This is a genomic window from Streptomyces sp. Je 1-79 (genome assembly GCF_025195125.1).
In the GTDB taxonomy this organism is placed as follows: domain Bacteria; phylum Actinomycetota; class Actinomycetes; order Streptomycetales; family Streptomycetaceae; genus Streptomyces.
On record NZ_JAMGSL010000012.1, the window covers coordinates 25,922 to 47,847 of the forward strand.

Sequence of the window (21,926 nt, forward strand, 5' to 3'; positions counted from 1 at the left end):
CAGGAACCTTGGGGCGCCAGGGATTTGACGAACTCCTGACCAAGCCCTGGCCCTCCCCGCGCGACCTGACAGACTCCTGACACACCCCTGCCCCGGCGTCCGTTGAAGGCTGAAACCCGCCCTGCGAAGAATGGCGAGCAGCACCGGCCGGCCGCCGAACAGCCGACGCGCCGGCTCCGGAAGGTCACCACCATCCGTACATGAGGGGGATTCATGTCGATACACGTGTCCGGACCGCGCAGGAGACCCACGACGGGCCCGCGGAGCCGCTCGGAACGCACCTCGGCGGCGCCGGCCTGCGGCTCCTCGCGCTGCCGTCGCCCCTCCGCCGCCGGACGGACCGGCCCGGCGCCCGTGGCGCGGCTCTGCCCCAGCTGTGTGGACGTCCTCCGGGCCGACCTGCGCAGGCTGGTGGACGCCTACCGCGAGAGCGACCACGCGCTCACCCCCACGGCGCCCCGCCCCCGCGTGCGGGTCAGCGGCACCAAGCCGGCGCGGGGCATCGTGCTCGACGAGAGCACGATGGCGCTGCGCACCCGGATGACGGAGACCCTGGCCTCCTGGGCGTGGCTGGTCGTCGACGAGGCCCGCTCGGCGAAGCCCCACCGGTGCGAGGTGACCGCCCTCGCGGACTTCCTCTGCCGTCACATCGAGTGGCTCTCGGCGCACCCCGCCGCCGTCGACTTCGACGACGAGATCAGCCAGCTGCTCGAGTACTGCGACAGCGTGCTGGGGCCCGGGGCCGTCCAGCGCACGCCCGTCGGCGACTGCCCGCAGGGCGACTGCTCCCACACCCTCGAAGTCGTCACCGCCGCCGACTCCGACCGGGTGCCCCGCCAGATCGTCTGCCGGTCCGGCCACGTGCTGCCGCCCCAGGAGTGGCTGCGCTTCATGGCCGACGCGCCGCTCGCCCTCGCCGCGCCCGGAGCCCGGGCGTGAGCGCGGCCGGCCCGACGGGCAGACGGGCGAGACCGCGTACCGTCCCCACCGAGCTGGCCGCCCTCGCCATGGGCGTCCCGCCGGCGACCATCAGGAAGTGGGCCAGCCGCGGAAAGCTGACCCGCCACGGCACCCCGCAGCGCGCCGAGTACGACCTGGAGGAGTTGCGCGCGCTCGCGGCGGGGAACGGCCGCGGCCAGGCCCTGGGCTGATCGGCGCAGGCCGAGCCTGGGCTGATCAGCGCAGGTCGAGCCGCATCAGGACCCGCGGGTGTCCGGCGAGGACCGAGGTGGTGTCGGCGGCGTGGACGAACCCGGCCCGCTCGAAGTTCTTCCTCAGCCCGGCGTACGCCATGGTCAGATCCACCCTGGCGTCCCCGTTGTCGAGGGGGTACGCCTCGATCGCCGGTGCGCCCTGGGAGCGGGCGAACTCGACCGCGCCGGCGATCAGGGCGTGCGAGATCCCCTGCTTGCGGTGGCCGGGGCGCACCCGGACGCACCACAGCGACCAGACCGGCAGGTCGTCGACGTGCGGGATCTTGCGGCTCCGCGCGAAGGAGGTGTCCGCCCGGGGCGCCACGGCGGCCCAGCCGACGGGCTCGTCACCGTCGTAGGCGACGACCCCCGGGGGAAGAGGGCCACGGCAGAGCTCGGCGACGTATTCGCCCCGCGCGGGCCCGCGGAGCTCGTTGTTGAGCTTCGACGGGATCCGGTAGCTCAGACACCAGCAGACGTTCGCCCCGGGCGACTTCGGTCCGACCAGGGTCCGGACGTCCTCGAAGACGGAAGCGGGACGCACCTCGATGGCCATGCCTCCACGATGGCACGCCGCACACGGTGCGCGCGCCGCCTCGTCTCACTCCCCCAGCACCTCGGCGAAGTGGGAGTTCACCGCCAGCAGGCCGCCGTCCACCCGGAGGGTCGTGCCGGTGATCCAGGCGGCGTCCCCGGAGGCGAGGAAGGCGACCGCGGCGGCCACGTCCTCCGGGGTGCCGACCCGGCCCAGCGGGTAGACGCGCTCGGCGAGCGCGGCCAGCTTCTCCTCCCGGGACTCCCACCCGCGCGTGGCGATCGTGCCGGGGGTGACCTGGTTGACCCGGACCCCGTGCGGGGCGGCGTCGCCGGCCAGGGTCCGGGTGAAGGAGGCGAGGCCCGCCTTGGCCGCGCTGTAGGCGTGGTTGCCGAAGTCCGCCTCGGCGTTGACCGAGCCGATGTTGACGATCGCCCCGCGCCCGCCCGCCGCGAGCAGCGGCAGCGCGGCCCGGGCGCAGCGGACCGCGCCCATCAGGGTGACGTCGAGCTGCTGCCGCCACCTGTCCTCGGGCTCGTCCTCGAAGGGCCGGACGTCCGGCAGGTCCGGGGCGAAGGCGTTGTTGACGAGCACGTCGAGCCCGCCGAAGGCCTCCGCCGCGTACGCGACGGCCGCCGCCACGGACTCCGGATCGCCCACGTCGCACCGTACGGCCCGGGCCCCCGGCAGCGCGCCGGCCGTCTCCCGCGCGACCTCCTCGTCCAGGTCGGCGACCAGCACACGCGCGCCCTCATCGACGAGCCTGCGCACGGTGGCGGCCCCGATCCCCCGTGCCCCACCGGTCACCAGAGCCGCGTACCCCTCGAATCTGTCCATGCCCCGATCACAACACCCCCCGCCCCGCGCACACCAGCCACACGACGACACCCGGCTCAGTCGCCGAGGCTCGCCCTGACCGCGCGGACCAGGGACTGGGCTCGGGGGTCCGCCGTCACCGTCTTGCGCATGCCGTTCGTGACGTAGCCGAAGGCGATCGACGACTCCGGGTCCGCGAAGGCCAGGGAGCCGCCGCGGCCCGGGTGGCCGAAGGAGGTGGGGCCGAGGAGGGGGGAGGCCGGGCCGTGGAGCATGTGGCCCAGGCCGAAGCGGGTGCCGACCATCAGGACGCGGTCGGGGCCCGCGGACTCCTCGGTGCGGGCGAGCGTGAGGGTCGCCGGGGCGAAGAGGCGGGGGCCGCCGTCGACCGGGCCGAGGGTCGAGGCGTAGAAGCGGGCGAGGGCGCGGGCGGTGGAGACGCCGGCCGAGCCGGGCAGTTCGGCCGCCCGGTAGGCCGGTTCGTTCTCGTCGGGCTTGGGGTCGATCGCCCCGAAGGCGCGCCGGGTGAGGGAGTCCGGGTCGCGGTAGGCCTCGGTGACCGAGCGCTTGGGGCGGAGCTTCAGGGCGCCGCCGCCCGGCGGTTCGAGCTCCTCGACGGGGCCGAGGCGGCCCACCCGGTGGGCCTCGTCGGCCGGCAGGCCTATCCAGAGGTCGAGGCCGAGCGGGCGGGCGATCTCCTCGGCGACCCAGCGGCCGATGGTGCGGCCGGTGACCCGGTGGACGAGGCCGCTGAGCAGCCAGCTGAAGGTGTGCGCGTGGTAGCCGTGGGCGGTGCCCGGCTCCCAGACGGGCGCCTGGGCGGCGACCGCGCGCTGGGCGGTCACCGGGTCGAGGGCTTCGGCGAGGGTCAGCGGCCGGTCCAGGACCGGCACTCCCGCCCGGTGCGCGAGGAGCTGCCGTACGCTCACCCGCTCCTTGCCGGCCGCCTTGAACTCCGGCCAGTACGTGCCGACCGGGGCGTCCAGGTCGAGCTGGCCGCGCTGGTGGAGCAGCAGCGGTACGGCGGCGGCGACGCCCTTGGTGGCCGAGCGGACCACCTGCGCGGTGTCGATGGCCCAGGGGACCTGACCGTCCACGTCGCGGGTGCCCGCCCACAGGTCGACGACCTTGACGCCGTCGCGGTAGACGGCGACCGCCGCGCCCCGCTCGCCGCGGTGCTCGAAGTTGCGCAGGAACGCGTCCCTGACCGGCTCGAACCCAGCCGTCACCGTGCCCCGGACGTCCACGTCCCACACTCCTTCTCGCTCGCTGCCGATCCGTCGCGCCCCCATGGTGCAACGCCGGATCCGGACCCCCGATTCCGGGGTCCGCAACGGTCAGGCGACGGAGCCCGGCACGAAGCCGTACGGCAGCTCCAGCCGGTTGCGGGCCATCAGCTCCCCGTCGGCGAGGACCTCCGCCGTGGGCCCGTCCCCGGCGATCACGCCCTCGCTGAGGATCACCGAGCGCGGGCAGAGCTCCAGGGCGTACGGAAGGTCGTGGGTGACCATCAGGACGGTGACGTCCAGGGAGCGCAGGACGTCCGCGAGCTCACGGCGCGAGGCCGGGTCGAGGTTGGAGGAGGGCTCGTCCAGGACGAGGATCTCCGGCTCCATCGCGAGGACGGTGGCGACCGCCACGCGCCGCCGCTGCCCGAACGACAGGTGGTGCGGGGGCCGGTCCGCGTACTCCGCCATGCCGACGCGCTCCAGGGCGCGGTGGACGACGGCCTCCAGCTCCGGGCCGCGCAGCCCGGCCGCGGCCGGGCCGAAGGCGACGTCCTCGCGGACGGTCGGCATGAACAGCTGGTCGTCCGGGTCCTGGAAGACGATCCCGACCTTGCGCCGGATCTCCGCGAGGTTCCGCTTCTCGACCGGCAGGCCGGCGACGCGGACCGAGCCCGCGCCGCCGGTGAGGATGCCGTTGAGGTGGAGGACGAGGGTGGTCTTGCCCGCGCCGTTGGGGCCGAGGAGCGCGACGCGCTCGCCCCTTCCGACGGTCAGGTCGACGCCGAAGAGGGCCTGGTGGCCGTCGGGGTAGGCGTAGGCGAGGCCGTGGACTTCGAGCGAGGGGGAAGGGGAAGTGGTCATCGGAGCGTCCGTCCCAGGAGGCAGATCAGCAGTGCGGCGGCGGGCAGGGCGGCGGCGCGCGCCCACTGGGCGCGGGTCGCCGTCACCTCGTCGATGACCGGCATGGAGCCCTGGTACCCCCGGCTGATCATCGCGAGATGGACGCGCTCACCGCGCTCGTACGAGCGGATGAAGAGCGCGCCCGCGGACTTGGCGAGGACGCCCCACTGGCGGACGCCCTTCGCCTCGAAGCCGCGCGAGCGGCGGGCGATGGACATCCGGCGCATCTCGTCCGAGATCACGTCGCCGTACCGGATCATGAAGGAGGCGATCTGGACGAGGAGCGGCGGGAGCTTCAGCCGCTGGAGGCCGAGGAGCAGCTCGCGCAGTTCGGTGGTGGAGGCGAGGAGCACGGAGGCGGCGACGCCGAGGGTGCCCTTGGCGAGGACGTTCCAGGCGCCCCAGAGGCCGGGGACCGAGACGGAGAGCCCGAGGAGCTCCGTCTGCTCGCCCGGGACCACGAAGGGCATCAGGAAGGCGAAGGCCACGAACGGGATCTCGATCAGCAGCCGGCGCAGCAGGAACCCGGCCGGGACCCGGGCCGAGGCCGCCACGGCGCCGAGCAGGACGGCGTAGAGGCCGAAGGCCCAGACCGCCTCGCGGGGCGTGGAGACCACGACCACGACGAAGGCGAGGACGGCGGCGAGTTTGGTGTGCGGGGGCAGCGCGTGCACCGGCGAGTTCCCCTGCCGGTAGAGCTTGTGCGTGTGCCCCGCGCCCATGTCAGACCTGCGCCCCGGACGCTTCCGTACGGCGACGGCGGACCAGCCAGAAGGCGCCCGTGCCGACGGCGAGCGTCGCGCCGACGCCGATCACACCGGCCAGGCCTCCCGAGAGCCGGGCGGCCTCGACGCCCTTGACGCCGTAGTCGGCGAGCGGGGAGCCGGCGGCGTCGTGCTCCTCGACGTTCTTGTCGAAGCCCTTGTCGGCGGCGACCTTCTCCAGGCCGTCCGGGCTGGCGGAGGCGTAGAAGGAGACGAAGCCGGCGAGGACCAGGGCGGCGGCCAGGCCGCCGAGCCAGAACTTCTTCGGGGAGCGGGCGGCGACGGGCGCGAAGTCGCGGGCCGGCGCGGCGTCGACCAGCTCGCCGTTGACCCGCAGCTTGAGCGGGGTGGTGAGCCCGCGGGCGCCGTACACGAGGTCGGGGCGGACGGCGACGACCGCGCCGACGGTGAGCATGGTGATCGCGGCCTCGCCGATGCCGATGAGGGTGTGTACGCCGACCATCGCGGCGAACACCTTGCCCAGCGGTACGTCGGTGGTGCCGCCGATCGCGTAGACGAGCGTGAACGCGGCGGCCGAGGCGGGTACGGAGACGAGCGCGGCCACGAAGGAGGCGACGGTCACCGAGCGGCGGGTGCGCGGCAGGACGAGGACGAGGCCGCGGAAGAGCGCGTACGCGACGACGACCGTGACCACGCCCATGACGGTGATGTTCACGCCGAGCGCGGTGAGGCCGCCGTCCGCGAAGAGGATGCCCTGCATCAGCAGGACGACCGCGATGCAGAGGACACCGGTGTACGGCCCGACGAGGATCGCGGCGAGCGCACCGCCGAGCAGATGTCCGCTGGTCCCGGCCGCGACCGGGAAGTTCAGCATCTGCACGGCGAAGATGAACGCGGCGACGAGCCCGGCCAGCGGGGCCGCCCGTTCTCCCGCGTGGCCTTCGGCACGGGAGGTGCCCCCGAGCTCCCTGCGCGCTCCGCGCAGGCTGACCGCGACGGCGCCGGCGGCGACGACACCGGCGGCGACCGATACGGGGGCGTTGATGAATCCGTCAGGTACATGCACGTCCCGAATGATGAGCGCTTCTGCAAAGCGGTTGCAAGAGCGCACAGGTCACAGAAAGGCGGCTTCCCCCGCGCGCACGCCTGAAAATATGGGACATTAGGGGATAAGTAGGACGAGTGTGAGGAGTGGCTCTATGTCCCCCACCGCGGAAGGCCATGAAGTCGAGGATCACGCCAAAGGCAGGATCATCAGCGACGCCCCGCTCTCCCGCCCCGTCCCGGTCGCCCTGCGCTACGACCCGGCGTCCGATCCCGCCACCGTGCGCTTCGTCTTCCCCGGCAACATCGAATGGTCCTTCACGCGCGCCCTCCTCGAGACGGGGATGCGGGCGCCGGCCCGCCGCGGCGACGTCGGCGTCTGGCCCTGCGGCCGGGTGCAGACGGTGGTCGAGTTCCACACGGACGACGGGGTCGCGGTCGTCCAGTTCGACACCACCGCCCTCCTCCGCTTCCTGAAGCACACCTACGCGGTCACCGCCTCGATCGCCCCGTAGAGTGCCGGTCGTCACTCTGACGATCATGGGGGATCCACTTGAGGAAGAGACTGCGGGGCATGCTCGGAGCTGCCCTTCTGGCCCTGACCGGGGCGTCGGTGTCCGGGGCGACGGCGCAGGCCGCCCCCGCGGCGGCGACACCGCCGCCGGGGACCAACCTTCAGGTCATGAGCTGGAACATGTGCGGCGTCGAGCGGTGGGGCTGTACGGACACCGGCACCGCGGCCGAGAAGGCCGACGTGGTGAAGCAGTACGTGCAGAGCCACTACGTGCAGGCCGTGCTGCTCCAGGAGGTCTGCGCGAGCGGCCTCGACGGACTGATGACCAAGCTCGGCGCGGGCTGGAGCAAGAGCTTCGTGCCGTACCACTGGTCGCAGCAGGGCGTACGGACCCCGAGCCCCTGCGCGACCGGCGCCGGTTCCGACCCGAACGACCTCGCCGGCACCGCGATCGTCGTCAGGGCCGGTCTCGCGGACGCGCGGCAGTACCCGACGACGCAGCCCTGGACCGGGCTGAACCGGCCGTTCCAGTGCGCGACCGCGACGTACTTCGACGTCCGGCTCTGCAATGTGCACGCGTCGACGAAGGACGCCAACCCGGAGCACCCGGACTGGGACTACCGCGACGACCAGTTCGCGGAGATCAAGCAGGTCGTCTCCGGCTTCCCGAAGGTGGCCTTCGGCGGCGACTTCAACGCGAACCCGCCGGACCGGCCCGGCAACCCCGACGCCTGGATCTGGCCGGCCGGGCTGTACTCCCAGGGTGTGGGGACCCCCGGCTACCAGGAGTGCGACCAGCAGGGGGCGGCCCGCACGGGCCGGGACACCCACGACGGCGGCTGGAAGCTGGACTACCTCTTCAGCAGCGAGACCCGGCGGTGGTGCCTGGTGGCCGACACCCCGCGCTCGGACCACCACGTGGTCATCGAGAGCCTGGCGATCACTCCCCCGGCGGCCTGAGCCGCCCGGCCGTTGACGGCACGGAAGCACCCGTGAAAACACCCGCGCCGTCACCGTGTCGGTCTCGACACGATGACGGCGCGGCGCCGCGTCGGCTCCCCGTCCCCACAGGTCCCGGCGCGGTCCGGGGCGTACTCCTCCGCTCAAGGAGCCGCCCCGGGGTTCGAGGGGCTCAGACCTTCACCAGTTCGCGTTCCGGGTCGTGCGGCCCGTCGGCGTCCTTCGTGACCAGGCCCTCGCCCTCCACGTCCACGTTCGGCAGCGCCCGGTCCAGCCACCTGGGCAGCCACCAGGCCTTGTGGCCGAGCAGCGCCAGCACCGCCGGGACGATCGCCATCCGGACGACGAACGCGTCGAAGAGGACCGCGACGGCGAGACCGAAGCCGATCATCTTGATCATCTGGTCGGTCATGCCGATGAAGCCGGAGAAGACCGCGATCATGATCACGGCGGCGGCCGTGACCACCCGGGCGCTGTGCCGGAAGCCGGTCACGATCGTCTCGCCGGGCCGCTCACCGTGGACGTACGCCTCGCGCATCCGGGTGACGAGGAAGACCTCGTAGTCCATGGCGAGACCGAAGACCACACCGACCATGAAGATCGGCATCATCGACATGATCGGGCCGGTCTGCTCGACCCCGAAGAGGGAGCCGAGCCAGCCCCACTGGAAGACCGCGACGACCGCGCCGAGGGCTGCGACCACCGAGAGCAGGAAGCCCAGGGCCGCCTTCAGCGGAACCAGGATGGAGCGGAAGACCACCATCAGGAGCAGGAACGCGAGGCCGACGACCAGCGCCAGGTAGGGCACGAGCGCGTCGTTCATCTTCTGCGAGAAGTCGATGTTCATCGCGGTGGCGCCGGTGACGAGGACGTCGTCGCCGGTCGAGTCCCGGATGTCGTGGACCAGGTTCTCGGTCTCCACCGAGGAGGGGCGGTCCTTCGGGATCACCGTGATCATCGCGGCGTCGCCGGCCTTGTTCGGCGTCGGCGGGGTGACCGCCACGACGCCGTCCAGGCCCTTGATCGTGGAGACGGTGGCGTCGGCCACGGCCTTGTCGCCGTCGACGACGACCATCAGCGGGCCGTTGAACCCGGGGCCGAACCCGTCCGACAGCAGGTCGTACGCCCGGCGCTCGGTGGCGGAGGCGGGCTTGGCGCCGTCGTCCGGCAGACCCATCTCCAGCGAGGCGGCGGGCACGGCCATCGCACCGAGGCCGAGGACGCCGACGAGCAGGACCATGACCGGGCGGCGGATGACGAACCGCGCCCAGCGGGTGCCCATGTTGGGCTTGTCGTCGGGCTTCTTCAGCCCCTTGCGCTCCTTGCGGCCCACGACCCTGGAGCCGGCGAAGCCGAGCAGCGCCGGGATCAGGGTGAGCGCGATCAGGACGGCGATCACGACCGTGCCGGCCGCGGCGAAGCCCATCTTCGTCAGCATCGGGATGTTGACGACGGCGAGGCCGACGAGGGCGATGACCACGGTCAGGCCGGCGAAGACGACGGCCGAGCCGGCCGTGCCGACCGCGCGGCCCGCGGCCTCCTCGCGCTCGCGGCCCTCGGTGAGCTCCGCGCGGTAGCGGGAGACGATGAAGAGGGCGTAGTCGATGCCGACCGCGAGGCCGATCATCATCGCGAGGGTGGAGGTGGTGGAGCCGAGGTCCAGGACGTTGGCGAGCGCCGTGATCGAGGAGACGCCGATGCCGACGCCGATGATCGCGGTCAGCAGCGGAAGTCCGGCGGCGACCAGCGAACCGAAGGTGATGACGAGCACGATGCCGGCGATGACCACGCCGACGATCTCGCCCGCGCCGGTCTCCGGCATGGTCTGGAGCGCGTCACCGCCGATCTCGACGGTCAGCCCCTGCCCCTGCGCGTCGTGCCCGGTCTTCTGCAGGGCCTCGCGCGTCGCGTCGCTCAGCTCCATGCCGGAGACCTTGTAGCTGACGGAGACGTAGGCGGTCGAGCCGTCCTGGGAGACCGCCTTGGCGGTGTACGGGTCGGTGACCGCGGCGACCTCGTCGGAGCCGGACCTCAGCTCGGCGACGACGTCCTGGACCTTGGCCTTGTTGGCCGGGTCGGTCATCTTCCGGCCCTCGGGGGCCTTGAAGACGACGCGGGCGGTGGCCCCGTCGGCGTTGCCGCCGGGGAAGCGCTGCTCAAGGAGGTCGAAGGCCTTCTGGGCCTCGGTGCCGGGAATCGAGAAGGAGCTGGAGGTCGCGGCGGGCGCGGTGGCGGCGCCGACTCCGGCGAGCGCGAGGAGCGCCACCCAGAGCAGGGCGACGAGCCGTCGGCGCCGGAAGGCGGAGCGACCCAGCTTGTAGAGGAACGTGGCCACGGGGGCGTACTCCCAATTCGTGGTGGGACAGGGCATGGGGAGCCGGCCCGACGGCGTGAGCGGTGCGCAGCGTCAGGGGGTGCGGGTGAGGACGTGTCGGTGGTACCGGCCGGGGAGCCGGTGCGGGTCAGACGCCGAGTGAGGGGAGCACGACGGCGTCGACGTACGCGCTGAGGAAGGCGTTGTCGACCGGCTGATCCTCGATCAGCGGCCGGGCGATGAACGCTCCGATCAGCATGTGCGGTACGAGTTTCAGAGCCGGGTTGCCGGCGCTGACCTCTCCCCGGTCCACCGCACGTCGCAGCACCACGTCGAAGCCCCTCATCTCGGGATCGATGAACAGCTCGCGCAGCGCCTGGAGCAGATCGGGGTTGTTGTGGACGGCATGGGCCAGACCCCGCATCAGCGCGGAGTCCTTCTCCATCTGGCAGTCGTCGGTACGCTCCAGGATCGCCCGGAAGTCGCCCCGCAGCGTGCCGGTGTCGATCTCGTCGAGACCGGGCGGCTTGTTGTGGCGCAGTGCCCTGGCGACCAGTTCGGGCTTGCTCCCCCACTGGCGGTAGAGGGTGGCCTTGCTGGAGTGGGTGCGGGCGGCGACGGCGTCCATGGTGAGGGCGTCGTAGCCGACCTCGCGCAGGAGGTCGAGCACGGCTCCGTACAGCTCGGACTCACGCTCTGGGGTGAGCCTGCTGCGGGCCATGACCGGTCTCCCATCCGAACGAAACGGTTTCGTACACCACGAAGGTACCCGACCCCTTAGCGAAACGAAACCGTTTCGTACGTGTCGTGGGCCACACCGGGCCCACACACCCGTACGAGTTGCCGCACCCCATCAGGGTGGAAAGCATGAGGAGGTGAGTGACGACGCCGCGTATCTCCGCTACCCGCACCTCCACGACGACCTGCTGTGCTTCGCGGCCGAGGACGACCTCTGGGTCGCACCCCTCGTGCCGGACGGTCAGAGCCCCGGCCGGGCCTGGCGGGTCACCGTCGACCGCACCCGGGTCGGCCACCCCCGTTTCTCGCCCGACGGCAGCCGGATCGCGTACACGACCTGGCGCAGCCTCGACCCCGAGATCCATCTCGCGCCGGTCGAGGGCGGCCCCTCGCGGCGGCTGACCTACTGGGGCTCGACCGACACCCGGGTCTGCTCCTGGTCCCCGGACGGCGACATCCTCGCCGTCTCCTCGCACGGTCAGCCCTTCTCGTACTACTCCTGGGCCTACACCGTCCCCACCGACGGCTCCCCCGGCGGCCGGATGCCCTGGGGCCCGGTCTCGGACATCGCCGTCGCGGACGTCGACCTCGCCTCGGGCACCGAGCGCCGCACGCTCCTCCTCACCGGAAAGCCCCCGCACGAGCCGGCCGCCTGGAAGCGATACCGCGGCGGGGCCACCGGACGGCTCTGGCTCCACGGGGAGCAGCTGCTGCCGGACATCGGCGGCCACCTCGACGCACCGATGTTCGTGGCGGGCCGGATCGCCTTCCTCTCCGACCACGAGGGCGTCGGCAACCTCTACTCCTGCCTGCCCGACGGCACCGACCTGCGCCGCCACACCGACCACGACGCCTTCTACGCCCGGCACGCCTCCAGCGACGGGCGGCGGGTGGTCTACCAGTGCGCGGGCGACCTGTGGATCGTCGACGACCTGACCGTCCCCGACGCCTCCCCGCGCAAGCTGGAGGTACGGCTCGGGGGCCCGCGCGCCGGACGGCGGCACTACCAGGTCCCGGCCGCCAACCACGTGGACGCCCTCTCGGTCGACGAGACGGGGCGGGCGAGCGCCGTCTCGGTACGCGGCAGCCTGTACTGGCTCACCCACCGCGACGGCCCGGCCCGCACGATCACCGACACCCCGGGGGTACGGGTCCGGCTGCCGGAGATGCTGGGCAGCGGCGACCAGGTCGCGTACGTCACCGACGCCGAGGGCGAGGACGCCATCGAGATCGCCTACCTGCCCCGGGCCAGCGGGGAACGGGAGCCGCGCCGCCTGGCCGTGGGCGAGCTCGGCCGGGTCGAGGAGATGATCTCCGACCCGGACGGCGAGCGCCTCGCGATCGCCTCCAACGACGGCCGGCTGCTCCTCATCGACGCGTCCGAGGACTCCAACAGCGAGTCGACCGAGCTGATCCGCTCGATCAACGGCCCGGTGCGCGATCTCGCCTTCTCCCCCGACGGGGCCTGGCTGACCTGGTCGCACCCGGGGATCGGCCGCTCGCTGCGGCAGATCAAGATGGCCCGGATCTCCGGCCCCGGCGCACGGACGGTCGTCGACGTCACCAACGGCCGCTTCGAGGACGAGAACCCGGTCTTCACCCGCGACGGCCGCTATCTCGCCTTCCTCTCCTGGCGCGGCTTCGACCCGGTGTACGACGTGCACACCGGCGACCTCTCCTTCCCGCTGGGCTGCCGGCCCTATCTCGTACCGCTGTCCTCGGCGACCCCCTCCCCCTTCGCGCTGCTGCCGGACGGGCGGCCTGCGGCGGGCGGGCTCGACCCGGCGGAGGCCGAGGGCGAGGCCGGGGAGGGGACCACGATCGTGGAGGTCGAGGGGCTCGCGGACCGGGTCACCCCGTTCCCGGTCTCCGCGTCCAAGTACTCGGCGCTGTACCCCGTCAGCGGCGGCGGGCTCGTCTGGCTGCGCTGGCCGATCTCCGGCGCGCTCGGCGAGACCTTCGCCAATCCGGCCGACACCACGGGCCGGCCGACGCTGGAGTACTTCAACATCACCAAGGCGCGCAAGACCGAACTGGTCCAGCACCTCGACTGGTTCGCGCTCAGCGGCGACGGTTCACGGCTCGTCGTGGTCGACGAGGGCGAGCTGCGGGCGGTGCCCGCGACCGAGGCCGGGGACGGCGACTCGACCGTCTACATCGACCTGCGGCGGATCCTGCACGAGGTCGACCCGGAGGCGGAGTGGCGGGGCGCCTACGAGGAGGCGGGCCGGATCGTCCGCGCCTACTTCTGGGACCCGAACATGTGCGGCGTGGACTGGCCCGCCGTCCTCGACCAGTACCGCCCCCTGGTCGAACGGGTCGCCTCCCCCGACGACTTCGCCGATCTGCTGCGCGAGGTCATGGGCGAGCTGGGCACCTCGCACGCCTACGTGACGCCCGCGCGGCGCAACGAGGGACCGCCGCACTACCAGCGGCCGATGGGGCTGCTGGGCGCCAACCTCGTCCCCCGGGACGAGGGTTGGATGGTCAAGCGGATCCTGCCCGGCGACTCCTCGGACTCCAAGGCCCGTTCGCCGCTCGCGGGCACCGGCATCCGGGAGGGCGCGGTCCTCACCCATGTGGACGGGCGCCCGGTGGACCCGGTCACCGGCCCGTATCCGCTGCTGTCCTCCTCGGGCGGTACGACGGTCGAGCTGACCTTCCAGCCGGCGGCGGGCCAGGGGCGCTCGCGCCGGGTCGCGGTCGTGCCGCTGATCGACGAGCGGCCGCTGCGCTACCAGGACTGGGTGGCCAAGCGGCGCGCGGTGGTACGGGAGGTCAGCGGCGGCAGGTGCGGCTATCTGCACATCCCCGACATGGGCGGCTCGGGCTGGGCGCAGTTCAACCGCGACCTGCGGATGGAGGTCTCCCGGCCGGCGCTCATCGTGGACGTGCGCGGCAACGCGGGCGGCCACATCAGCGAGCTGGTCGTGGAGAAGCTCACCCGCAAGATCCTCGGCTGGGACCTGACCCGCAACGCCCAGCCGGTGTCGTACGCCTCGAACGCCCCGCGCGGTCCGGTCGTCGCCCTCGCGGACGAGGCCACGTCCTCGGACGGAGACATGATCACGGCCGCGTTCAAGCTGCTCGGGCTCGGGCCGGTGGTCGGCCAGCGGACGTGGGGCGGGGTGGTCGGCATGACGGGCCGGCACCGGCTGGGCGACGGCACGCAGATCACGGTGCCGATGAACGCGGCCTGGTTCCCCGAGTTCGGCTGGTCCGTCGAGAACCAGGGCGTGGACCCGGACCTGGCGATCCTGCGCACCCCGCTGGACTGGGCCGAGGGCCGGCACGCCCAGCTGGACGACGCGGTCGAGGTGGCGCTCGCCCTGCTGGCCGAGACCCCGGCGGCGGCCCCGCCCGGCTACGCCGACGTCCCGGACCGCTCGCGGCCGAAGCTCCCGCCGAGGGGGGCTCAGTAGGGGGACGGGACCAGCGCGCCCAGGTCCAGCTCGTAGGCGATGCCCCGCAGGCCGTCGTCGAGCGTCACGCCGCCCACGGCCCCGAACCCGACCCGGGCGAGCACCGCGCGGGACGGCGCGTTGTCGAGCGCGGCCCTGGCGATCAGCCGCCGCAGCCCGTACTCCTCGGCGGCCAGCCGGCACACCTCCCGTACGCCACGGGTCGCGAGCCCGCGCCCGGTGGCGTGCTCGGCCACCCGGTAGCCGAGTTCGGCGCCGCTGCCGTCCACGTCGACGAGGTTGAACCGTCCGAGGATCTCGCCACCGTCCCCGACGAGCACGTGGAAGAGGATCCCGCCGGTCCGCTGCTCGTCCAGGAGGGCCCGATGCCGCGCCGCGAACTCCTCGAAGTACGCGTCCGACCGGTCGGGCACATGCGTGGCGAAGTACGCGCGGTTCTCCCGCTCGAACGCGAGGAGCGCGGGCGCGTGGTCGGCTCGGAGCAGCTGCAGTTCGGGCATGGGGTCACCGTACGGGGCGCGTGCGTCCGGCCGCCGGGATTATGCGGACGCGAAAAGGCGCACCCGGCGTCCCGGGTGCGCCTTTCGCGAGGACAGACGTCAGGCGTCGTAGTCCTGGTCGAAGCGGTCCTGGGCCTCCTGCTGGGACCGGCGCTGCTCCTCGTCGGAGGGCCGGCCCTGGCCACGGGAGGCGCGCTCGGACGCTTCGTCCTTCGCCCTGCCCATCTTCTGCTTCGCCTGCTCGGCGGCCTGCTTCGTCTTGTCCTCGAACTGGTCTCGCATGCCCATGAAGATTCACTCCTAGACGGGTGTGAGGGGAACGGGGCGTGTCGCCCCTTGGGCCTCGACCAGCGTGGCACGACGGAACATTCCGCGCATTTCGATCAGATACTCCCTGTCACCGCCCGGCCGGGTTCCCCGTCCTGGCCTGCTCGTCGGCGGCCCCTCCCGCCCCCACGAGGCCCTTGGAGACACCGGCGAGCCGGGGCTCGAAACGCCTCATCTCGCGCTGTCCGACCGTGGCGATGATCCCCGGCAGATAGCCGCGCGACGCCTGCATCCCGCGCAGCCACCACTGGGCGTAGACATGCGCCGAGCGCCGCTCGACACCCGCCACGATCCGGTCCACGGCCGGGCCCAGCGGATACGTGCGGTTCGACGGCCAGGGCAGCCGCTGCCGCAGCTCCTTCATCACGTCGTCCTGGTCCGCGCCCCGGACCATGTCCGTGTCCGTCCAGGAGAGATAGCCGACGCCGACCTTGACCCCCTTGTAGCCGACCTCGGCGCGCAGGCTGTGCGCGAAGGCCTCGACGCCGGACTTCGACGCGCAGTACGCCGTCATCATCGGCGCCGGGGTCATGGCCGCGAGCGAGGCGATCTGAAGGAAGTAGCCGCGCGACTCCATCAGGACGGGCAGGAAGGCGCGCGCCGTCACGGCGCCGCCGATCAGATTGACCTCGATGACCCGCCGCCAGGCGGCCGGGTCGGAGTCCACGAACGGACCGCCCGCGGCGACACCGGCGTTGGCGACGACGATGTCGACCTTGCCGAAGCGCTCCTTGACCTCCTCGGCCACCCGCGCCATCGCCTCGTGGTCGGTGACGTCCGCGTGCCACCAGTCCGCCTCGGTGTGCAGCCGGCCGGCGACCTGCTTCAGCTCCTCCGGCTCCAGACCGACCAGCGCGAGCTTCGCCCCGCGCGCGGAGAGCTTGCGGGCGAGGAGTTCGCCGACACCGCGCGCCGCTCCGGTGACGACCGCGACCTGACCCTCCAGGCTGACCCTGCTCATGCTGCGCCCTCCTTCTGTTCCTGCTGCCGCCCCTGCTGCGGCTGTACGTCCAGGTACGTGGTGACGAGTTCCCTGATCCGGGCCGTCACGGCCTCCGGCGCCTCCACCGGCGTCATATGGCCCACCCCCGCCAGCTCCTCGGTCCCCACGCACCGCGGCAGCGCGGCGACCAGGGCGCGGGAGTGCACCGGCGGCGTGAGCCGGTCGGCCGTGCCGACGAGCACGGCCACGGGCAGCTCCAACCGGCGGACGTCCGCGTCGAGATCGAGCCCGGCGAGGACGTGCGACCAGGCCACCCGCGCGCGGCGCGGACAGGCGTGCACGATCCGGGCGCAGGCGTCGACCCGCTCGGCCGGCGAACCCGGGCCCATCGTCGCGTACTTGAGGATCCTCCGGGACACCGGAGTGACCGGGCCGAGCGGCGCCCTCGCTCCCAGGATCCCCTGGGTCAGCCGGGTCCGCAGGCCGCCCGCCCGGAGCGGTACGACGAGGGACTCGGCCGTGAGCCGGGACGGTCCGGTGGAGCAGAGCAGCGCCGCGGCCGCGTGCTCCCGGAACGCGGGGCGGGCGGCGGCCGCCATCAGCGTCATGCCGCCCATGGAGTGCCCGGCCAGGACGGCCCGCTCGCCGGGGCCGAGGGTCGCGGCGAGCACCGCCTCCAGGTCGTCGGCGAGCGCCCGCGTCGAGTATCCGGACGGGCCGGCCGGGACGGGGGTGCGGCCGTGACCGCGCTGGTCGTAGGCGATGACCCGGTGGTCGCGGGCGAGGTCGCGGATCTGCTCGGCCCAGAAGGCGATCGAGCAGGTCCAGCCGTGGGCCAGGACGACGGCCGGGGCGCCCTCGGGGCCGTACACCTCGGCATGGACGCGGGCGCCGTCGGCCGAGACGGCGATCACCTCGCGCGGGTGCGGGAGCGGGGCCGGGGCCGTACCGGAAGCCGTACGGGGGCCGGGCAGGCGGCTGCTCACTTCACGGTCTCCTTCTTGCGGGAGGCGCGGGGGGCCGCCGGGGGCGTCTTCTCCGCGGGCCTCAGCACCTCGTACTCCGCGAGGTCCACCCGCCGCGTCTCGCGCCGGAACTCACTCGTCGTGCCCGGCCACAGCGTCGTGTTGCGGCCGTTGGCGTCCAGGTACCAGCTGTCGCACCCGCCCGCCTTCCAGACGGTCCGCTCCATCCGGTCCTGCACCTTGCGGTTCCAGGCGCCGACGGCGGACGGCCGGGCGGCGAGGGCGGCGCGCCCTCCGAGGACGTCGAGCTGGCGGAGGTAGTCGGCCATGTAGTTCAGCTGGGACTCGATCATCAGGATCATGGAGGAGTTCCCGAGCCCCGTGTTGGGTCCGATGATCGTCATCCAGTTGGGGAAGCCGTCGACGGTGGCGCCGCGCAGCGACTGCACCCCGCCCTTCCACGCCTCGGAGAGCCGGACGCCGTCCGCGCCGACCACCCGGTCGGCGATCGGCATGTCGGTGACGTGGAATCCCGTACCGAAGACGATCGCGTCGACCTCGGTCTCCGTCCCGTCCGCGGCCACCACCGTCGAGCCGCGCACCTCGCGCAGGCCGGAGGCGACGACGTCCACATTGGGCTGGGCGAGCGCCGGGTAGTACGCGTTGGAGAGCAGGATCCGCTTGCAGCCGATGCGGTACGAGGGGGTCAGCTTGGCCCGCAGCTCCGGGTCCTTGATCGACTTGGCCATGTTGGCCTTGGCGAGCGACTCGACGAGGCCGAGCTCGCCCGGGCGCTTGGTGAAGGCGCTGACCTGGAGTTCGCGGATGCCCCAGAGCAGCCCGCGGCGCGCGGTCCCGGTGCAGGGCAGCGTGCGATGGAGCCAGCGCTCGGCGCCGGTGATGGCGCGGTCCATGCGGGGCATCACCCACGGCGGGGTCCGCTGGAAGAGCGTCAGTTTCCCGACCTGGGGCTGGATCGCGGGCACGATCTGGATGGCGGAGGCGCCGGTGCCGACCATGGCGACGCGCTTGCCGGCCAGGTCGTAGTCGTGGTCCCACTGCGCGGAGTGGAAGACCTTGCCGGGGAAGTCGGCCAGGCCCGGGATGTCGGGGATCTTCGGGTCGGAGAGCGGCCCGGTCGCCGAGACGATCACATCGGCGGTGAAGGTGCCCTGGCTGGTCTCGATCTCCCAGCGCAGCTCCTCGGCGTCCCACCGCATCAATGTCACCTCGTGGTTCAGCCGCAGGTGCGGGCGGAGCCGGAAGGTGTCGGTGACGTGCTCCAGGTAGGCGCGGATGTGGCGCTGTCCGGAGAAGGTGCGGGGCCAGTCGGGGTTGGGCGCGAAGGAGAAGGAGTAGAGGTGGGACGGGACGTCGCAGGCGCAGCCCGGATAGCTGTTGTCGCGCCAGGTGCCGCCCACGGAGTCGGCGCGCTCCAGGACGACGAAGTCGGTGATCCCCTCGCGGCGCAGCCGGACGGCCGCTCCGAGTCCACCGAACCCCGATCCGATCACCACCACGCGTACGTGCTCGTGCTTCGCCATGCCGCCTCCTGTGCGCCCGGCCCGTGCCTACGACCAAGATTCCGCCAGCAATCACTGGCACAGTCGGGACTGTAGAGCAGCGGCATACCGAGCGGTAGGGGTCGGACGAGGGAAAGTTACCGGCGGTACAACATAGGCTGGCGGGCGTGGCAGACCGATCGGAAGACGTGAAGGGCGTACGCGAGTACCGCATGGACGAGCTCGCGGAGGCGGCCGGCATCACCGTGCGCACCCTGCGCTTCTACCGCGAGCGCGGGCTGATCTCCCCACCCCGCCGCGAGGGCCGGATCGCCTGGTACGACGACCACCACCTGGCCAAACTCCGTACGATCGCCGCCCTGCTCGAACGCGGCCACACCCTCAACGGCATCGCCGACCTCAACACCGCCTTCGAGAGCGGCAAGGACGTCAGCGAGGTCCTCGGCCTCGGCGAACCGACCGAGGAGGAGCCGGTCCGGCTCACCCCCCAGGAGCTGGCCGACTACTTCGCGGGCGAGGTCACCCCCGAGAACCTGCTGACCGCCCTCGACCTCGGCTATCTCGCCACCGACGGCGACGCCATCGTCCACATCAGCCGCCGGCTGCTCGACGTCTCCGCCGCCCTGGTCAAGGAGGGCATCCCGCTCGCCGCCGTCCTGGAGGCGGGACGGGCGGTCCGCGAACACGCGGAGGCGCTGGCCGGCCTCTTCACCGAACTCCTGCGCGAGCACGCGGAGGAGAAGGACATCCAGCGGCTGCGCCCGCTCGCCAAGAGCGTGGTCGAGGCGGAGCTCTCGATGGCCATGGACCGCCGGCTGCGCGAGCCCTGATCCCGGCCCCCGCTAGAGCTCGTAGACCGCCGTGACAGGCGCGTGGTCGCTCCACCGCTCCGCGTGCGTGGCGGCCCGCTCGACGTACGCCTTCACGGCCTTGGCGGCCAGGCCCGGACTGGCCACCTGGTAGTCGATCCGCCAGCCGGAGTCGTTGTCGAAGGCGCGTCCGCGGTAGGACCACCAGGAGTACGGCCCGTCCTGCTCGGGGTGGAGGGCGCGGACGACGTCCACGTACTCCGCCTCGTCGAAGACGCGGCTCAGCCACGTCCGCTCCTCGGGGAGGAAGCCGGCGTTCTTCTGGTTGGCCTTCCAGTTCTTCAGGTCGGCCTCGCGGTGGGCGATGTTCCAGTCGCCGCAGACCACGACCTCGCGGCCGTCGGCGGCGGCGCGCTCCTTGAGCCCCTTCAGATACGGCAGGAACTCGTCCATGAAGCGGATCTTCTCGTCCTGCCGCTCGGTGCCGACCTCACCGGAGGGGAGGTAGAGGCTGGCGACGGTGACGCCGGGCAGGTCGGCCTCGATGTACCGGCCGCTGCCGTCGAACTCGCTCGACCCGAAGCCGACACGCACGGCGTCCGGCTCGCGCCGGGTGTAGAGGGAGACACCGGCACGCCCCTTGGCGGCGGCGGGCGCGTGCGCGGTGAACCATCCGTCGGGCGCCCGGACCTCGGCCGGGAGCTGAGCCTCCTCGGCGCGCACCTCCTGCAGACAGACGGCATCGGCGGAGCTGCCGGCGAGCCACTCCACGAAGCCCTTCTTGGCTGCGGCACGGAGACCATTGACATTGACGGACGTCACAGTGAGCATCCGGGGAGGATACCGACACCCGCGTGCCGTATACGCATACAATGCTTCGCATGCGTATACATCCGACCCCCTACGACCACCCCGACGCGGTCAAGCTCAACGACGCCGTCCAGCTGGAGTACGCGGCCCGCTACGGCGGTGAGGGTGACGACACACCGCTCGACCCCGGGATGTTCGTACCGCCCCGCGGTCTCTACCTCCTCGCGTACGACGCCGAGGGCCGCCCCGTCGCGACCGGTGGCTGGCGCACCCAGGACAAGAACGACGAGGGGTACTCGGACGGCGACGCCGAGCTCAAGCGCATGTTCGTGGTCGCCGAGGCGCGCGGGCTGGGCCTGGCCCGTCGCATCCTCGCGGCCCTGGAGGAGGACGCCCGGGCGGCCGGGCGGACGCGGATGGTGCTGGAGACCGGCACCGCGCAGCCGGAGGCGATGGCGCTGTACGCGTCCAGCGGCTACGAGCCCTGCGCCAAGTTCGGCTACTACCGGGACTACGACAACAGCCGCTGCTACGCGAAGCCGCTGACCGAAAACATCTGACGCGCCCCTGACATTCTTCGCACCGTCTGGCACGCTGCCCACGCACGTCGATCCGCACCGTTCTCATCCCCCACCTGCCTCGGCAGAAGGAGACATGCGTGAGACGCCATCGCACAGTCGCAGCGGTCCTGTTGTCGGTCGGAGCCCTGCTGACCGGAGCCCTGACCGCGACCACCGCGCAAGCAGCGGAGCAGCCCGCCTTCTGGACCGCGGAGCGGATGCGCTCGGCGGTCCCGCTGGACCTCGAGGTCACCCCCGGTGCCCTCACGGCCCTCAAGCGGGTCGCCGACTCGTCCACCCCCACCACGATCGCCCCCACGGCCTTCCCGCAGCCGGGCGGCCCCTGGACCGGCGGCGGCGCGGTCGTGAAGACGTCCGGCCGGGTCTTCTTCACCTTCCAGGGCCGTACGGCCTCCTGCTCCGGCAACGCGGTCACCAGCCAGAACCAGAGCACGGTGATCACGGCCGGCCACTGCGTGAAGTACCAGGGCGCGTGGCACACGAACTGGGTCTTCGTCCCGGCATACGACAACGGCAACGCGCCCTACGGCCAGTGGACGGCGACGAAGACGCTCACCACCCCGCAGTGGGAGGCGAGCGAGGACATCAACTACGACGTGGGCGCGGCGGTCGTGGCCCCCCTGAACGGCCGCACCCTCACCTCGGTCACCGGCGCCCAGGGCATCCAGTTCAACGGCGGCTACAACAAGCCGATGTACGCCTTCGGATTCCCGGCCGCGTCGCCCTACGACGGCTCGAAGCTCATCCACTGCGCGGGCAACTCGTCGAAGGACTTCCTGCTCTCCCAGGACCACAGCCTCGGCTGCAACATGACGGGCGGCTCCAGCGGCGGCCCGTGGTTCTCCGGCTTCAGCGAGGCGACGGGCACCGGCCTCCAGGTCTCGGTGAACAGCTTCGGCTACACGTTCCTGCCCAACCGCATGTTCGGCCCGTACTTCGGCAACGACGCGAAGGCCCTGTACGACCGGGCTCAGGCGTCCTGACACGCGGGTGGCCCCGCCCGGTCGCGATCGGGCGGGGCCTGCGTGCGTCATGACCGCGTACGGCGAGCGACGGCAGGAAGAAGGGCGTCGCGCCC

Annotated in this window: 22 protein-coding genes; 8 read left to right on the forward strand and 14 right to left on the reverse strand. The window is 72.4% G+C overall.

What is annotated here, in order from left to right; translation table 11 throughout:
• Positions 1–213 precede the first annotated feature (213 nt).
• Positions 214–939, forward strand: coding sequence for a hypothetical protein (locus M5362_RS24110; RefSeq protein ID WP_260229820.1), 726 nt, complete (start codon positions 214–216; stop codon positions 937–939).
• Positions 936–1,151 carry a MerR family transcriptional regulator gene (locus M5362_RS24115; RefSeq protein WP_260229821.1) on the forward strand — a complete coding sequence of 72 codons (216 nt, stop codon included), beginning with the start codon at positions 936–938 and terminating at the stop codon, positions 1,149–1,151. Before M5362_RS24110 ends, M5362_RS24115 begins: the two co-directional genes overlap by 4 nt.
• Before the next feature lie 25 nt (positions 1,152–1,176).
• On the opposite strand, the gene M5362_RS24120 is transcribed toward M5362_RS24115, so the two are convergent.
• The 6 genes from M5362_RS24120 to M5362_RS24145 are packed head-to-tail and all read right to left on the reverse strand — an operon-like array spanning position 1,177 to position 6,464.
• On the reverse strand, positions 1,177–1,749 hold the full coding sequence (locus M5362_RS24120) for a GNAT family N-acetyltransferase (protein ID WP_260229822.1): 573 nt from the start codon (positions 1,747–1,749) through the stop codon (positions 1,177–1,179).
• Between the two features lie 45 nt (positions 1,750–1,794).
• Positions 1,795–2,565 carry an SDR family NAD(P)-dependent oxidoreductase gene (locus M5362_RS24125; RefSeq protein ID WP_260229823.1) on the reverse strand — a complete coding sequence of 257 codons (771 nt, stop codon included), beginning with the start codon at positions 2,563–2,565 and terminating at the stop codon, positions 1,795–1,797.
• Between the two features lie 56 nt (positions 2,566–2,621).
• Positions 2,622–3,836, reverse strand: a complete 1,215-nt coding sequence (locus M5362_RS24130; protein WP_260229824.1) for a serine hydrolase domain-containing protein — start codon at positions 3,834–3,836, stop codon at positions 2,622–2,624.
• 45 nt (positions 3,837–3,881) lie between these two features.
• Entirely contained in the window at positions 3,882–4,634 is a 753-nt protein-coding gene (locus M5362_RS24135; protein WP_260229825.1) for an energy-coupling factor ABC transporter ATP-binding protein, read from the reverse strand.
• Complete coding sequence (gene cbiQ, locus M5362_RS24140; RefSeq protein WP_260229826.1) at positions 4,631–5,395, reverse strand: cobalt ECF transporter T component CbiQ; 765 nt, start codon at positions 5,393–5,395, stop codon at positions 4,631–4,633. The genes M5362_RS24135 and cbiQ overlap by 4 nt, the downstream gene beginning before the upstream one ends.
• Before the next feature lies 1 nt (position 5,396).
• Positions 5,397–6,464 (reverse strand): energy-coupling factor ABC transporter permease, encoded by a 1,068-nt coding sequence (locus M5362_RS24145; protein WP_260229827.1) that lies wholly within the window; start codon positions 6,462–6,464, stop codon positions 5,397–5,399.
• Positions 6,465–6,597: 133 nt separating this feature from the next.
• Between M5362_RS24145 and M5362_RS24150 the strand changes: the two genes are divergently transcribed.
• Together M5362_RS24150 and M5362_RS24155 are read left to right on the forward strand one after the other, a co-directional pair.
• Positions 6,598–6,957 carry an SsgA family sporulation/cell division regulator gene (locus M5362_RS24150; RefSeq protein ID WP_260229828.1) on the forward strand — a complete coding sequence of 120 codons (360 nt, stop codon included), beginning with the start codon at positions 6,598–6,600 and terminating at the stop codon, positions 6,955–6,957.
• 59 nt (positions 6,958–7,016) lie between these two features.
• The gene (locus M5362_RS24155) at positions 7,017–7,916 is read left to right on the forward strand and encodes an endonuclease/exonuclease/phosphatase family protein (RefSeq protein WP_260229829.1); all 900 of its coding nucleotides are present in this window, start codon (positions 7,017–7,019) and stop codon (positions 7,914–7,916) included.
• A gap of 172 nt (positions 7,917–8,088) precedes the next feature.
• Here M5362_RS24155 and M5362_RS24160 read toward each other — a convergent pair whose 3' ends face one another.
• Both M5362_RS24160 and M5362_RS24165 read right to left on the reverse strand, forming a co-directional pair.
• Positions 8,089–10,251 (reverse strand): MMPL family transporter, encoded by a 2,163-nt coding sequence (locus M5362_RS24160; protein ID WP_260229830.1) that lies wholly within the window; start codon positions 10,249–10,251, stop codon positions 8,089–8,091.
• A 127-nt stretch (positions 10,252–10,378) separates the two neighbouring features.
• Positions 10,379–10,951: a TetR/AcrR family transcriptional regulator gene (locus M5362_RS24165; RefSeq protein ID WP_260229831.1), complete on the reverse strand. Its 573-nt coding sequence runs from the start codon at positions 10,949–10,951 to the stop codon at positions 10,379–10,381.
• Between the two features lie 154 nt (positions 10,952–11,105).
• Between M5362_RS24165 and M5362_RS24170 the strand changes: the two genes are divergently transcribed.
• Positions 11,106–14,390, forward strand: coding sequence for a S41 family peptidase (locus tag M5362_RS24170; RefSeq protein WP_260229832.1), 3,285 nt, complete (start codon positions 11,106–11,108; stop codon positions 14,388–14,390).
• On the opposite strand, the gene M5362_RS24175 is transcribed toward M5362_RS24170, so the two are convergent.
• The 5 genes from M5362_RS24175 to M5362_RS24195 all read right to left on the reverse strand — a co-directional run bounded on the left by M5362_RS24175 (position 14,384) and on the right by M5362_RS24195 (position 18,669).
• Positions 14,384–14,890 carry a GNAT family N-acetyltransferase gene (locus tag M5362_RS24175; RefSeq protein WP_260229833.1) on the reverse strand — a complete coding sequence of 169 codons (507 nt, stop codon included), beginning with the start codon at positions 14,888–14,890 and terminating at the stop codon, positions 14,384–14,386. The genes M5362_RS24170 and M5362_RS24175 overlap by 7 nt on opposite strands.
• Positions 14,891–14,989: 99 nt before the next feature.
• Complete coding sequence (locus M5362_RS24180) at positions 14,990–15,178, reverse strand: hypothetical protein (protein WP_260229834.1); 189 nt, start codon at positions 15,176–15,178, stop codon at positions 14,990–14,992.
• 109 nt (positions 15,179–15,287) lie between these two features.
• Positions 15,288–16,178, reverse strand: a complete 891-nt coding sequence (locus tag M5362_RS24185) for an SDR family oxidoreductase (protein ID WP_260229835.1) — start codon at positions 16,176–16,178, stop codon at positions 15,288–15,290.
• Positions 16,175–17,134, reverse strand: coding sequence for an alpha/beta fold hydrolase (locus M5362_RS24190; RefSeq protein ID WP_260230015.1), 960 nt, complete (start codon positions 17,132–17,134; stop codon positions 16,175–16,177). The genes M5362_RS24185 and M5362_RS24190 overlap by 4 nt, the downstream gene beginning before the upstream one ends.
• Before the next feature lie 8 nt (positions 17,135–17,142).
• A complete protein-coding gene (locus tag M5362_RS24195) occupies positions 17,143–18,669 on the reverse strand; it encodes an NAD(P)/FAD-dependent oxidoreductase (protein WP_260229836.1) in 1,527 nt (508 codons plus the stop codon).
• Positions 18,670–18,860: 191 nt separating this feature from the next.
• On the opposite strand from M5362_RS24195, the gene M5362_RS24200 reads away from it, so the two are divergent.
• Complete coding sequence (locus M5362_RS24200; protein ID WP_260230016.1) at positions 18,861–19,478, forward strand: MerR family transcriptional regulator; 618 nt, start codon at positions 18,861–18,863, stop codon at positions 19,476–19,478.
• Positions 19,479–19,490: 12 nt separating this feature from the next.
• Here the strand turns inward: M5362_RS24200 and M5362_RS24205 are convergent, their stop codons facing one another.
• A complete protein-coding gene (locus M5362_RS24205) occupies positions 19,491–20,288 on the reverse strand; it encodes an exodeoxyribonuclease III (RefSeq protein WP_260229837.1) in 798 nt (265 codons plus the stop codon).
• A gap of 50 nt (positions 20,289–20,338) precedes the next feature.
• Between M5362_RS24205 and M5362_RS24210 the strand changes: the two genes are divergently transcribed.
• Both M5362_RS24210 and M5362_RS24215 read left to right on the forward strand, forming a co-directional pair.
• Positions 20,339–20,827 (forward strand): GNAT family N-acetyltransferase, encoded by a 489-nt coding sequence (locus M5362_RS24210; RefSeq protein WP_260229838.1) that lies wholly within the window; start codon positions 20,339–20,341, stop codon positions 20,825–20,827.
• Positions 20,828–20,925: 98 nt separating this feature from the next.
• Positions 20,926–21,831 carry a serine protease gene (locus M5362_RS24215; protein WP_260229839.1) on the forward strand — a complete coding sequence of 302 codons (906 nt, stop codon included), beginning with the start codon at positions 20,926–20,928 and terminating at the stop codon, positions 21,829–21,831.
• Positions 21,832–21,926: the final 95 nt, after the last annotated feature.